Annotated in this window: 11 protein-coding genes; 5 read left to right on the top strand and 6 right to left on the bottom strand. The window is 40.1% G+C overall.

Annotated elements, in window-relative coordinates:
- Positions 1-20 precede the first annotated feature (20 nt).
- From ABYD77_RS13980 to djlA, 3 genes are read left to right on the top strand one after another with little or no spacing between them, the layout of a single operon-like run.
- Complete coding sequence (locus ABYD77_RS13980; protein ID WP_372770743.1) at positions 21-1,016, top strand: aminoglycoside phosphotransferase family protein; 996 nt, start codon at positions 21-23, stop codon at positions 1,014-1,016.
- The gene (murU, locus tag ABYD77_RS13975; RefSeq protein ID WP_372770742.1) at positions 1,013-1,687 is read left to right on the top strand and encodes an N-acetylmuramate alpha-1-phosphate uridylyltransferase MurU; all 675 of its coding nucleotides are present in this window, start codon (positions 1,013-1,015) and stop codon (positions 1,685-1,687) included. Before ABYD77_RS13980 ends, murU begins: the two co-directional genes overlap by 4 nt.
- Positions 1,688-2,527 (top strand): co-chaperone DjlA, encoded by an 840-nt coding sequence (gene djlA / locus ABYD77_RS13970; protein WP_372770741.1) that lies wholly within the window; start codon positions 1,688-1,690, stop codon positions 2,525-2,527.
- A gap of 20 nt (positions 2,528-2,547) precedes the next feature.
- Here the strand turns inward: djlA and ABYD77_RS13965 are convergent, their stop codons facing one another.
- The 3 genes from ABYD77_RS13965 to rapA all read right to left on the bottom strand — a co-directional run bounded on the left by ABYD77_RS13965 (position 2,548) and on the right by rapA (position 7,058).
- Positions 2,548-3,342 (bottom strand): DUF3530 family protein, encoded by a 795-nt coding sequence (locus ABYD77_RS13965; RefSeq protein ID WP_372770740.1) that lies wholly within the window; start codon positions 3,340-3,342, stop codon positions 2,548-2,550.
- A gap of 112 nt (positions 3,343-3,454) precedes the next feature.
- On the bottom strand, positions 3,455-4,108 hold the full coding sequence (gene rluA / locus ABYD77_RS13960; protein ID WP_372770739.1) for a bifunctional tRNA pseudouridine(32) synthase/23S rRNA pseudouridine(746) synthase RluA: 654 nt from the start codon (positions 4,106-4,108) through the stop codon (positions 3,455-3,457).
- Between the two features lie 55 nt (positions 4,109-4,163).
- Positions 4,164-7,058: an RNA polymerase-associated protein RapA gene (gene rapA, locus ABYD77_RS13955; protein ID WP_372770738.1), complete on the bottom strand. Its 2,895-nt coding sequence runs from the start codon at positions 7,056-7,058 to the stop codon at positions 4,164-4,166.
- A gap of 207 nt (positions 7,059-7,265) precedes the next feature.
- On the opposite strand from rapA, the gene ABYD77_RS13950 reads away from it, so the two are divergent.
- Entirely contained in the window at positions 7,266-8,654 is a 1,389-nt protein-coding gene (locus ABYD77_RS13950; protein WP_372770737.1) for a PhoH family protein, read from the top strand.
- 78 nt (positions 8,655-8,732) lie between these two features.
- On the opposite strand, the gene ABYD77_RS13945 is transcribed toward ABYD77_RS13950, so the two are convergent.
- From ABYD77_RS13945 to ABYD77_RS13935, 3 genes are all read right to left on the bottom strand, one after another.
- Complete coding sequence (locus ABYD77_RS13945) at positions 8,733-9,686, bottom strand: hypothetical protein (RefSeq protein ID WP_372770736.1); 954 nt, start codon at positions 9,684-9,686, stop codon at positions 8,733-8,735.
- Between the two features lie 160 nt (positions 9,687-9,846).
- Positions 9,847-11,622, bottom strand: coding sequence for a DUF885 domain-containing protein (locus tag ABYD77_RS13940; RefSeq protein WP_372770735.1), 1,776 nt, complete (start codon positions 11,620-11,622; stop codon positions 9,847-9,849).
- A 107-nt stretch (positions 11,623-11,729) separates the two neighbouring features.
- Positions 11,730-12,674: a D-2-hydroxyacid dehydrogenase gene (locus ABYD77_RS13935; RefSeq protein WP_372770734.1), complete on the bottom strand. Its 945-nt coding sequence runs from the start codon at positions 12,672-12,674 to the stop codon at positions 11,730-11,732.
- A 92-nt stretch (positions 12,675-12,766) separates the two neighbouring features.
- Here ABYD77_RS13935 and zntR point away from each other — a divergent pair, with 92 nt between their 5' ends.
- The gene (gene zntR, locus ABYD77_RS13930; RefSeq protein WP_372770733.1) at positions 12,767-13,180 is read left to right on the top strand and encodes a Zn(2+)-responsive transcriptional regulator; all 414 of its coding nucleotides are present in this window, start codon (positions 12,767-12,769) and stop codon (positions 13,178-13,180) included.
- The last annotated feature ends 77 nt before the right edge of the window (positions 13,181-13,257 follow it).

Here is a 13,257-nt window from a genome sequence, read left to right as displayed (position 1 = left end):
GTTAAGCCTTGCATAACCAAATGTTTGATGCGTTTTTAACGCAAAACTTACCTAATTTAAAAGAACAACAGTCATTAAATATTGAGCTCATAACCGGGGATGCAAGTTTTCGTAAATACTATCGTGTTAGCGCTTTAAGCCAAAGCTATATTCTTATGGTATCACCGCCAGAACTGGTTAATAACGAGCCTTTTATTGAACTGAACACTTTGTTTAATCAAGGTGATTTTAAAGTGCCAAGTATTCTAGCTGTGGATAGAGAACACGGTTATCTGTTAATTGAAGACTTAGGAAGTACTCACTTTGCTGATTGTTTAGGGCAAGGAAAAGATACTGAATTGTATCAACAAGCCATTGCGTTATTGCCGCAAATCGCCACCTTACCGTCAAGCTCAGCGATGAAACCGTATGATGCTGCCTTTATCGACCTTGAACTTGAGATTTTCAATGAATGGCTAGTGCAAAATTTTTGCAAAATTGAAATGGATGTTGGTGCCAAAAAGAATTGGCAACAAGTAAAGCAGCAGTTGATTAATGCGCTTGAAATGCAGCCTAAAGTGACCATGCATCGCGATTACCACAGTCGAAATTTAATGTTATGGAATGAGCAATGGGCGATTATCGACTACCAAGATGCAGTGCAAGGGCCGCTTACTTACGATTTAGTTTCATTGACTAAAGATTGCTACCAAGTACTTCCTTCAGCCCTTAGAAGCTCGCTAGTAAAATATGGTTTTACACAATATGAAAAAGCGGGCTTGACTCAAGGGCTTAGTTACAGCGATTTTGAAATGCTTTATACCCTGACAGGCATTCAACGTCATTTAAAAGCCGCAGGTATTTTTTGTCGTTTGAGTTTGCGTGATGGTAAACAAGGCTATTTGCCGCATGTGCTTGATACTTTGAATTATGTTATTGAAGCCTGTAAAGAAGTGGCAAATGCATTCCCTGTACTTGGTTATTTTGCCGAGTGGTTACAAGTAAGCGTGAAACCACAATTGGAGGCTAAACTGTGAAAGCTATGATCTTAGCTGCAGGTCGTGGTAAACGCATGATGCCACTCACTGAACATATGCCGAAACCGATGCTCACCGTTAATGGAAAACCGCTTCTTCAATATCATATTGAGCGCTTAGTTAGTGCAGGTATTAAAGAGATAGTGATAAACCTTGCTTGGTGTGGTGATGTTATTCGAAGCACTTTAGGTGATGGCAGTGAATTTGGGGTTCGCCTTATTTACAGTGATGAAGGTGGCGAAGGTCTTGAAACCGCAGGCGGTATTCTTAATGCATTAGATCTATTATCGGATACTTTTATTGTTATTAACGGCGATATTTACACTGATTACGATGTATCCAGTTTGACACAAATTGCATTATTGCCTCACCAAGCGCATTTAGTATTGGTTGAAAATCCAGAGCACAATCCAAGCGGTGATTTTTCAATTCTCCAAGGATTTGCGCATTGTGATGAAAATAGAGAAGATAAACATACATTTGCAGGTATTGCGCTTTATCACAAATCATTTTTTGCAAAGCGAGAAACTGCATTTTTACCATTAGCACCGATGTTACGTGAGAAAATGGCTGAGAAGTTAGTTACCGCAGAGCTTTATATTGGTAAGTGGTTCGATATCGGCACGCCAGAGCGATTGGCAGAGATTAACCAACAGGAGTTAAATAGCTAAATGTGGGGAAAGTTATTAGGTGCCGGGTTTGGTTTTTTATTTGGTAAATGGTTAGGGGCTATTTTAGGTTTTTATCTGGGGCATCTATTTGACCGTGGTTTAAAACAAGACTTCAATAAAGCCGGTGGCTTTCAAGGTTTTTTTGATAATAGTTCCGTGTCAGAAAAACAGGCGTTATTTTCATACACTTGTTTTGCCGTTATGGGGCACATTGCTAAATCAAATGGCCGTGTAAACGAGCAGCATATCTCTGCCGCATCACGTTTTATGGATGAAATGGGGTTGTCGGGCGATGCACGCCGCGATGCGCAAAATGCCTTTCGCAGTGGTAAAGAGGCAGATTTTCCTTTTAAATCGGTGCTTAAAGATTTTCGCGATCGTTTTTCTGGCCGTTATGACCTCATTCAGCTGTTCCTCGAAATTCAAATCCAAATGGCGTTTAGCGATGGTGAGCTGAGTGACAAAGAGCGTGAACTACTTAAACAGGTTAGCAAGCTAATTGGCATCAACAATGCCCATTTCAGCTTTATTTTAAAGCGCTACAAAGCTGAGTTTGAATTTCATCGCTACCAACATTCTAAGCAAAATCAACAACAATCACATCGTTCATCAGGTAGTGCTTCACAAACTAATGGGTTATCTCGTAGTAGCGCATTGCAAGTATTAGGTTTAGATGAAAGTGCCGATGAAAAGGCAATTAAAAAGGCGTATCGTAAACTGATGGCGCAACATCACCCAGATAAGCTGGTGTCGCAAGGTTTACCGCCTGAAATGATGCAACTTGCGAAGCAAAAAAGCCAAGATATTCAAGCTGCTTATGAGCTTTTAAAAGGCAAGTAATTCGAGCTTAATCATTGAACTTAAAGACCAAGCCAAGTAAGGAAACCATAGATTTCTTTTGATAGTCGTTGGTGTTGTTGCTCACTTGATTGGCTGCCAAATAATGTGCGCTGGCGATAATTAAGCTTGTGATTGCGCCGCGCTAACTTTTTCCTTAATTCCATTTGTTGGCTTAACCAATGGTTGTGGCTTTGATAAAAAATATCGAGTGTTGGCCAAGTAGTTGTGGTGATGGTTTGGTTTAATGCTTTATTTTTTTGTGGTTCATTATAAAAATTATTTAAAAGCACTAAGGCATCAACAGGCTCTGAGCTTTGTTGGTTTAAATAACTATTAAGAATCGCACCACTTTGCCCTTGAGTAATTACAATAACAAAACCTGGGTGAGTCAGTGCTTGCTGATACATTGCTTTAAAGCGACTAGTTAAACTTAAAGCGTAGGCGTCAAAATCTGGTTTTGTATAGTGTGAAAGGCTTGGCGCGAGGCTTAAATTGTCGTTTTCGGGCAGCTCTTCGTTATTAATTCGCGGCGAACTTCCTGCGCTAATACTGTAGGTTATCCAGCCGTAATCGTTTAAAGATTTACGTAAAAAATCGATGCCACGGTCATTGGCCTGGGTGAGATGCCAATCGGCAATTAAGATCGCCACGCCTTTATCAAATTCAGCAGTATGATCGCGAAACAACGCGGTTATTTCATTTTCGCCAGCCATCACATTAACAACTTCAGATTTATCGTAGTAATGGCTAATATCTTGGTTTCCTTGAAGCTCTTTATTTATAGGCGCAAGCCATTCAACCTCTTTAGCATTCACTAAAAATGGTAGGCTTAAACAAATTAAAAGAGTTAAGAAAGTTCTAAAGTTCACACGCGTAAATAATTATTCGATTTTTAAGTTTATCGACATATTTCGCGAATATTTTAGTTTAAAAATCAGGTTCTGAGTAAAAACTAAGTTGTTCTTGTGTAACCGGATGGGTAAAACTTAAATATTGAGCGTGCAACTGTAAGCGCGGCGCCATTGCTAGAGCCTCTGGATGCGCATACAGGCGATCGCCCAAAATCACATGACCAAGTGATAGCATGTGAACACGTAACTGATGTGAACGACCTGTAATTGGCGTAAGGGCAACAAGGGTTGCACTTTCTTCATACGCGATTACTTCATAATGCGTCAGTGATGGTTTGCCGCGTTCATGATCCACCATTTGTTTAGGGCGATTTGGCCAATCGCAAATTAGGGGTAAATCTACCGAGCCTGTTGTGGGCTCAAGCTTACCGAAAATACGCGCAATATAACGCTTTTTAGTTTCTCTATCTTGAAACTGACGGCTAATTTCACGATGGGCAGGTTTGTTGAGTGCTAAGCAGATAATGCCTGAAGTTGCCATATCTAACCGGTGCACTATGGTAGCCGTTGGAAATACTAAATTAACGCGGTTGATTAGGCTGTCTTTATGTTCAGGTGCTTTACCTGGAACGGTTAATAACCCACTTGGTTTATTCAATATAATCAAGTCATTATCTTGGTAAAGGATATTGATATATGGTGAGGTTGGTGGGTTATAGTTTAACAGCACAGAGATTCCAGCAAAAAAATAGGGCTTAATCAGCCCTATTTTAAAGCAATTATGCTTAGTGAGAAACCACTATTAAGCGGATGGCATCAAGCTTAAGCTCTGCTTTTTCAACATGCTCAAGCAATTGTGCTTTTTGCTTCTCAAGGTAAAACAGCTCATCTTCACGGACATTTGGATTAAGTTGTTTTAATGACTTCAAACGCGCTAACTCATCATCTAAGTTAGTGTTTACACTGCTTCTAGCGCTTTCTTTCAGCGTTGCTAATTGCTCTTTTGCAGCGTTAGTCGCCTTTTCAATCAATGGGTGAACACTTGATTGTAAAGCAGAAGCTAGTTTGCTCGCTGTTTGTTTACCTACAGCATTAAGTTGCTGATTAAAGGTATCAAATGCAACATTGGCTGCTAAATCATTGCCGTTTTTATCAAGCAATAAGCGTAGAGGTGTAGTCGGTAAGAAGCGGCCCATTTGCAGTGCTTTAGGCGCGCTTGTTTCCGCAAGATAAATAAGCTCTACAAAGAAGCTACCCGCTGGTAGTTGTTTGTTTTTCAAAAGAGCAACTGATGTCGTACCTAAGTCATCATCAATAATTAGCTCCATTGCACCTTGTACCATTGGGTGATCCCAACTTAAAAAGTGAACGTCTTCTTGTGCAAGTGCTGTGTCACGGTCAAAGGTTACGGTAATTCCTTCATCACGTAAGCAAGGGAAAGACGGCGTTAGCATATGCTCAGTTGGTTTTAAAACAATCGAGTTTTCACCGCGGTCTTCTTGCGAAATACCAAAAATATCAAATACCTTAATCATAAACATTGGTAATGCAGTTTGATTATCAAGGGCTTCAATATCTTCAACTAATTGCTCTGAGCGGCCTTGGCCTTTTGAATGTAGCTCAAGTAAACGGTCGCGGCCTTGCTCCATTTTTTGTTTAAGCGCTTGGTTTTGTTTATTGACGGATTCAAGTAACGGATCAAGCTCTTCTTCATCTGTATTATGATTCGCGACAAGCTCTAGTAACTCATCTTTGAACTCTGAATACAGTAATTGACCTGTTGTGAGCGTATGTTCAAAAGCTTCAAGTGCTTCATGGTACCAGCGGAAAAGAACCTCTTGCGCGGTATTTTCAAAGTAAGGAACATGAATTTTAATGTCCTCGCTTTGGCCAATACGGTCTAAGCGGCCAATGCGCTGCTCAAGTAGATCTGGGTTTAATGGCAGATCAAATAAAATAAGGTGGTGGGCGAACTGGAAGTTACGACCTTCCGAACCAATTTCAGAGCAAATTAATACCTGTGCAGCATCTTCTTGCTCGGCAAAATAGGCCGCAGCACGGTCACGCTCAATAATGCTCATACCTTCATGGAAAACGGCAGCCTTAATACCTTCACTCTCGCGAATGGCTTGTTCAAGGCTAAGGGCAGTTTGTGCTTCGCTACAAATAACCAGTACTTTTTCGCGTTTTAGTTCAAGTAGTTTTTCTGCTAGCCATTCAACGCGTGGGTCGAATTGTGCCCAGCTAGCTGATTCGCCTTCAAATTCTTGGAAAATCTTTTCTGGGAATAGGGCACGTTTAGCACGCATTTCAGCATCTTTTAAGCCCGCAATATTACCCATTACGTTCATTGCTGTAGTGTATTGCTTTGGCATTTCAACAGGGTAAGCGTGAAGCTCGCGTGATGGAAAACCTTGAATACTGCTACGGCTGTTTCTAAACAAAATACGGCCAGTACCATGTCTATCAAGTAGCATAGAGAGAATTTCATTTTTAGCAGCTTGCTCACCTTGCTCCACTTGACTGAGCAAAGTTGAAATGTCACTTTCTTTTAAAAGCGATGTTAACGTGGCTTTTGCGTTATCACTTAGAGCTTCATCTGCAAGCAGTTGGTTTGCCGCATCGGCAACTTCTTGATAGTGACTTTCTTCTTCTACAAACGCCTGATAATCGTAGAAACGGTTTTCATCAAGCAGCTTTAAGCGTGCAAAGTGGCTTTCATGCCCTAGCTGATCAGGTGTCGCTGTTAGTAGAATTAACCCAGGAATATCTTGGCTTAACTCGGCAATTCGGTTGTATTCGGTGCTCGATTTCTTTTCGCTCCACTTTAAGTGGTGCGCTTCATCAACTACCAGTAAATCCCAATCGGCAAGTGTTGCTTGTTCAAACCACGTTTTCTTTTTCGATAGGAATTCAAGACTAGTTAGAATGAGTTGCTCGGTTTCAAACGGGTTTGCAGCATCGGCATAGGCTTCTGTACAACGCTCATCATCAAAAATTGAAAACTGTAAGTTGAAACGACGTAACATTTCAACTAACCATTGGTGTTGTAAGTTTTCAGGTACCACAATAAGCACGCGAGAAGCACGACCTGTAAGCACTTGCTGGTGAATGATCATACCGGCTTCAATGGTTTTACCAAGACCAACTTCATCAGACAGTAAAACTCGCGGCGCGAAACGTTTACCAACTTCTTCGGCAATATAAAGCTGGTGTGGAATTAAGCTTGCACGCGCACCGACTAAGCCTTTTAAACTTGATTGCTGATTTTGGTGCACATGGCTAAGTGTATTATGACGCAGCGTAAAACGGTCAAAACGGTCAATTTGACCTGAAAATAGTTTATCTTGTGGCTTATTAAATTTAATAAAATGGTCAAGAAAAGTTTCTTTTAAGGCAACTTGCTCTTGGTTATCTTCACGTGTGCCAAGGTAAGTAAATAATCCATTTTCTTCTTCAATTTGTTCAACAATGAGTTCCCACTCGTCAACACTACGCACTTTATCACCCACATTAAATGCGACTCGGGTTACTGGTGCTTCAGAAATACTGTACACACGGCTTTCACCACTGGCTGGGAATAAAATAGTGACTTGGCGTCCTTCACAGGCTACTACCGTACCTAAGCCTAAATCTGATTCGGTGTCGCTGATCCAGCGTTGACCTAAAGAAAAGCTCATTTTTAACTCGCTACTATCGAAAAAAGGCGGCTATGTTACCTAGATTTCTCGTCGGATTCACCTGTTAATTTTTAGCCACTTCAATGTTTGTATTTTATCCAGGATTTTGAACTTTTTTTGTCATAAAAGAGCCAAATTCTTGAAATAGACTAAACTTAAAAGTAAAGCAAAAACCATAAACCCGCCAGCTAAGAGAAGGAACAGCTTATGGGAAAAGTGCGCAATAACGATAATAAACTTTATGTATTAGATACCAACGTATTACTCCACGAACCTTTCGCTTTTTTATCTTTCCAAGAACATCAAGTCGTTATCCCAATGACTGTACTCGAAGAACTCGACCATATTAAAGATCGCAAAAAAGATGTGAGCCGGGACGCGCGTATTGCCATCCGAGCTTTGGATGATGTACTTCGTGATGCAACACCGGAAGAGATGCTTGCTGGAGTCGACTTATCAGGAGTCACCAAAAACTGTACCGGTAAGTTAACCATCGTCAATGATCATATTTTTGAAGATGCGGTGTCTGGTCTACCGGGTGATGAAAATGATCATCGTATTATTAATACCGCACTTCATTTACAACAGTTACGCGCTGAGGTGAAAGTGGTTTTAGTAACTAAAGACATTAATATGCGCCTTAAAGCAAAAGGCGCAGGGCTTGAGTTTGTCGAAGATTATCGCACCGATCAATTGATAGATGATATTAGCTTGCTAACCAGTGGTTACAAAAAGCTCGATGGCGACTTTTGGGCTCATGTGAAAGAATGCGATAGTGAGCAAAGCGGCCGTGACACTTATCATACGGTGCCTCGCAGTTTGTTAAACGAAGTATTTATTAATGAATACTTGCTTGATGAAACAGGTCATTTTGCTGCACGTGTAGTGGACTACGATGAGGAGCATATCAAGTTAATCGATTTAGGCTTTGAGCGCATCATGGGGCGCAGTGCTTGGGGTATTCAACCCAAAAATGTGTATCAAGCAATGGCAATTAATTCATTGCTTGATCCCAATTTGGATTTAGTTATTCTGACGGGACCTGCTGGATGCGGTAAAACCTTACTAGCCCTGGCATGTGCGTTGGAGCTGGTGATTGAGCGCGGTATGTACGACAAAATAATTGTGACGCGAAATACCCCTGAAATTGCCGAATCGATAGGTTTTCTCCCTGGCACTGAAGAAGAAAAAATGATGCCTTGGCTTGCTGCCATTACTGACTCATTAGAAGTGCTACATAAAAACGACGAAAACCCAATATCAAGCCGCAACTATATAATGGAGAAGGCAAATATTCAGTTTAAGTCGATTAACTTTATGCGCGGACGAAGCATCCAAAATGCCATTGTAATTTTGGATGAAAGTCAAAACCTAACGGCATCGCAGTTAAAAACTATTATCACTCGCTGTGGTGAGGGTACTAAATTGATTTGCTCAGGTAACTTAGCACAAATAGACAGTAACTATTTAACTCCAGTTACCTCAGGTTTAACCTATATAGTTGAAAGGTTTAAGGACTTCCAAGGTAGCAGCACGATTAACTTAAATGGTGTAGTACGAAGCCGTCTCGCATGCTTCGCTGAAGAAAATCTATGAATAATTAAAAATTACAACGAAAAAGGGCTGGTATAAACCCGCCCTTTAATTGTTAAAGCTAAATAACCCGTGTTGAGGTTAAATAATATCAACAATATATTGTTTGCTGTTAAGCATCTCCCAGGAGCGTGATCTGACTTCAGCAATTGGCATTTGCTTTGGTCCACTCACTTCACCAACAAGGTATTTTAAGCCATTAATTTCAATATGCTTATCTTCTTTGCGAATGGGCAAGTTTAAGCCAATTAACGCATGTTTAGGAGTGCTTATCATGGCAATGGTTAAGCGTGGGTAAATTGCTTTTAAAATTGCACTGGTAAGTACCAGTTTGCTGTCAACATCGCCGTATTCTTGGCGGATCAGCTTTAATGGTGGCTTAAAGTTTTCACCGCTATTATGAAAACGGTCAGGTAATTCAGAAACTGGCATAGATTGCACCCAGCCTAAAATAAAATTAATGATAGTTTGTGGTCTAACATTATTACCAAACTTGGCGATTACCGCTTCACGAATAGGAGTAATGTAATTGTATGAGTCTTTAACAAATCGAGGCAAGTCAGGTCTTACCGCATCGGTTGCCCAAATAGCTTCTAAATCAGCGTAATAGTGTTTTTTTAAATAGCTTTTACGTGCACTTTGCTTGGCATTTTCAACACGGGTTTCTACTTCATTTAATAAGGCTTTATCATCGCTAAATACTTTGTATTCAATGCTGCGCTCTTTGCGCGTGCTTTCGAGGCGGTATTTACGACGATCAAACTCTTTGATGGTATTCATTACCTTAACGTTAATTTTGTCGAGATATTCTTGGTCGTTAAAACCTTTAAAGCGGCGGTAATGGTTAAACAATTGATCATTTGAGTAAGTAAAATTGAGTTTTTGCTCATTGCCTTGATAATCACGCCATGAGTAATAAAACGTTTGCTGTTCTTTTTCTTGTGTAACTTGTCTATCAGCTGCAAAGCTAGTTGTGGTGAGTGAGCTTAATCCAATAACAACTGTTACGGCTAAACTGCGTAAAAGTCTATCCATTGCCTCTTCCATACTGGGTGGTTATCTATTTAATGGGAATTGTGTTAAATATTCATAAGCTTAGTCAAGATGTTGTGATAGAAAGAAATAATTTTCATCAATTCTATTATTGACAAAAAAAGGAAGCGGGAGCTTCCTTTTTGTCTTTCTTAACTCGAGCTTAGTTATCCATTAACGCGCGGATATATTTCACTGGTGAACTACCGTAACTTAAAAACTCCTCGTGGAAGGCTTTTAAATTAAAATCGTCACCTAGCTTTGCTTTCTGCTCTTCACGGAAATCGTAGATTTCACGGTAACCTGTGTAGTAACTTGTTAACTGCACTTGGCTAAGTGTTGCACGGCGCCACTTTCCTTCAGCTTCTGCGCGTTCTTGGAAAGCGCCATTCATAAGTAAATCAAGGCCTTGCTCTTTGCTAATACCTTCTACTTGAATTTGGTAATCCAAAATCGTGTTACAAATTACACGTAAGTTCCATTTGTAGTACATTAGCCACATTTCAGGCTCAAAATTGCCATAACCTTCTTCAAGCATCATGCGTTCTGTGTAAACAGCCCAACCTTCAATCATGGCACCGTTACCTAAAATACTTTTAATTAACGACGGAGATTCATTTGAATACACCAATTGAGTGTAGTGGCCAGGGATCGCCTCATGAATATTTAAGATTTGCAAAATCCAGTGGTTGTATTCTTTTAAATACGATTCGGCTTGCTCTTCACTCATATTATCGAGAGGAGTCACATTGTAATAGGTGTTTTCTTTTTTCGCATAAGGGCCCGGAGCACTGATTGATGCACCAGCAAAACCGCGCATATAATCTGGCGTTTCACGCACAACAAGTGGCTTTTCAGGATCAAGCGTGATTAAGTCTCTTTCTTTAATAAAAGCTTCTAGCTCAGGGATTTGTTTTTTAATTTCTGCGACAAAATCTTCACGTTTTACGTGTTTTACTGCAAGGTGATTAATTAATGTTGCAATGGCCTTTTGTGGCTCATTTGGCATCGTTTTATTGGCAAAGTATTTAGGCCAAAGCTGCTTGGTAATTTTTAGCATTTCAGCAGTAACACGGGCTTTATCATCCAATGCTTTTTGGTAAAGCTGTTTTGCGGTGTAACCAGATTGAATATCAAACGCAAATTTTTGCTCGTAAAGTTCCTCACCAATTCTAAATGAACGAGCACTGTTGTTTGCAACGAGATCGGTTTCAAGTTTAGTTAAAAAGTCGATGTAGTCATTAATTGCATTTGTAGCTGCTTTAAAGCGCGTTTCAAATAGTTGTTTATCGGCGTCTGATAGGTTTGATGTTTTTGCTTTATTAAATAAGTCTTTATTTAAAACACTAAAAGCTCCTTTGTTTTGGCTGATTGCCAGTTGGGTGTATTCAAGTGTCGGTATATCAATGTTTGACTTAGCCGCAGCATAGTATGCTGGCACATTTTCAAGGCGCTTTAGCACTTTGGCTATTTTGCTATTGTCATCATCAAAACGGCTATTCATAATCTGTGCAAAACCGCCTGCAACATTGTAGTTTGACGGATTCCATTGCCAAGATTTGAAAGTCTCTACTGACCAAATTGTTTCTTTTAATAGATTTTCAATTAAGTAGTAATCAGTTTTTAAATTAGCGGGTAACTTTTCAAGGTTAAACTGCTTAAGCTTAGCAAGTTGTGTATTGGCAAACTTAAGGTCGTTAATACGACTTTGTGAATCTGGCACGGTAAGGATGTGGTCGTATTTGCCATAGCCTGCATATTGTGACCACTCAGGGCTGTGACGCCATAAGTCTTCAATAAATTGTGCTGAAAATGCTTCAAATGCAGCCGTTTGAGATTGTTGCTGGCTAACAACTGTATCACTGGTCGTGTTTGCGTTTTGACAAGCAGTCAGGCCAAGTGTTGCCACCAAGGCTAAACTTAATGCTGTTTTTTTCATTGTGAGTCCCTAAAGTGATTTATAAAGCGGCTCAAAATAACTAAGCCGCATTAAAAGCAGTGTAACAACTTTGTTTAAAAATCGAAGTTTTTTCGATAGTTAGTCAACTATACGCGATTACGCATTTGACCCTCTTGAAATGCAGTAATATTTAGTGCGATTTGCTTGATTAAGCGAGATATTGATTGATTGCTTGCCCATGCAATATGTGGAGTAAGTAATAAGTTATCCCCTTTATATTGAATCAACGGGTTATTTTGCACGGCGGGCTCTTTGCTGAGTACATCGGTTGCTGCACCTGCTATTTTCTTGTTAATAAGCGCATTTGCTAAGGCGCTTTCGTCAACAATGCCACCTCGGGCTGTGTTGATAAGTACCGCTGTTGGTTTCATTAAGGCAAATTCATTTGTGCTGATTAAATTTTCGGTATCTGCATTTAACGGGCAGTGGATTGAAATGATGTCAGCGAGTTTCAATGCGTCTTCAAATGCCATACGCCCTTCACGCACAGGGCTGTTTTTACGTTCGCTGATAAGTACATCAATGCCAAACGCGCTCGCCGCCTTTGCAACGGCAGAGCCTAAATCACCATAGCCAAAAAGTGCCATTTTCAAACCTGCAACTTCATTAATCGGGTGATCTAAAAAGCAAAAGTGCTGTGCCTTTTGCCATTGGCCGTTTTTACAATCAGTAATGTATTTGTGGGTATTGCCAAGTAAATTAAACAGTAGGGAAAAGGTGTGTTGTACCACGCTGGCGGTTGAGTAACCGGCAACATTGGTAACCGCAATGCATTGTTGCTTTGCGGCAACTAAATCAACGTTATTGGTGCCAGTTGCAGCAATACAAATCAGTTTTACAGAGCTTAATTGTGATAGCACCTCTTGGTTTAACACAACCTTATTGGTAATTACCACATCAAACCCTTGGCAGCGTTCAACAACTTGAGATTGAAGTGTATTATCAAAGGTTGTGATATTAGGGCACAGTTCGCTTAGCGGTGATAAGTCACCATTTTCAATGGTTTCGTAGTCGAGAATAACAATGTTCATAATATTTAATAATCGATTTGACTTTGGAGTTAACTCTAAGGTTTATACTCAGTGAGAAAGTTAGATTTAGTGTATCTTAATTAGGTTATAAAATGGTAAGAATTGGCGAAATTGCAAAGCGTTTAGGCGTGTCCACCGACACGCTTCGCTACTATGAAAAACAAGGTATTCTGACGTCGTCTGGGCGAAGTGAGTCAGGTTATCGTTTATATACTGAGCAAGATATTGCGCAACTGGCATTTGTTATTCGCGCAAAAGATGTTGGCTTTACGCTAAATGAAATAAAAGAGTTGTTAGCGATTAAAGTTGATAAGCAAAGCCACAGTTGTGAACAAGTAAAGCAGTTCACCAGCGAGAAGATTAGCCAGGTTGAGCGTAAAATCACTGAAATGAATGCCATTCTTAATTCACTAAAACTGCTTCATAAGTCATGTTGTGGCGGCGACGAACCCGCCATTCACTGTTCGATTTTATCAGCACTTGAGGTACAAAATGACGCTAATTAATAATTTTATCGAGCTCTTTGTGATTTCAGCGCCTTGGCTGTTATTAGGTTTATTTATTGCGGCACTCATTAATGTGT

Source organism: Pseudoalteromonas sp. (genome assembly GCF_041629635.1).
GTDB lineage: Bacteria > Pseudomonadota > Gammaproteobacteria > Enterobacterales > Alteromonadaceae > Pseudoalteromonas.
Note: the sequence above shows the minus strand (reverse complement) of the source record. Positions and strands in the feature narration are given on the sequence as shown.

What these genes read in the sequence shown, in the direction of transcription:
- ABYD77_RS13980 (WP_372770743.1), top strand. Translation starts at nt 21, where the DNA reads ATGTTTGATGCGTTTTTAACGCAAAACTTACCTAATTTAAAAGAACAA.
- djlA (WP_372770741.1), top strand. Translation starts at nt 1,688, where the DNA reads ATGTGGGGAAAGTTATTAGGTGCCGGGTTTGGTTTTTTATTTGGTAAA.
- rapA (WP_372770738.1), bottom strand. Translation starts at nt 7,058, where the DNA reads ATGAGCTTTTCTTTAGGTCAACGCTGGATCAGCGACACCGAATCAGAT.
- ABYD77_RS13950 (WP_372770737.1), top strand. Translation starts at nt 7,266, where the DNA reads ATGGGAAAAGTGCGCAATAACGATAATAAACTTTATGTATTAGATACC.
- ABYD77_RS13945 (WP_372770736.1), bottom strand. Translation starts at nt 9,686, where the DNA reads ATGGATAGACTTTTACGCAGTTTAGCCGTAACAGTTGTTATTGGATTA.
- ABYD77_RS13940 (WP_372770735.1), bottom strand. Translation starts at nt 11,622, where the DNA reads ATGAAAAAAACAGCATTAAGTTTAGCCTTGGTGGCAACACTTGGCCTG.
- ABYD77_RS13935 (WP_372770734.1), bottom strand. Translation starts at nt 12,674, where the DNA reads ATGAACATTGTTATTCTCGACTACGAAACCATTGAAAATGGTGACTTA.
- zntR (WP_372770733.1), top strand. Translation starts at nt 12,767, where the DNA reads ATGGTAAGAATTGGCGAAATTGCAAAGCGTTTAGGCGTGTCCACCGAC.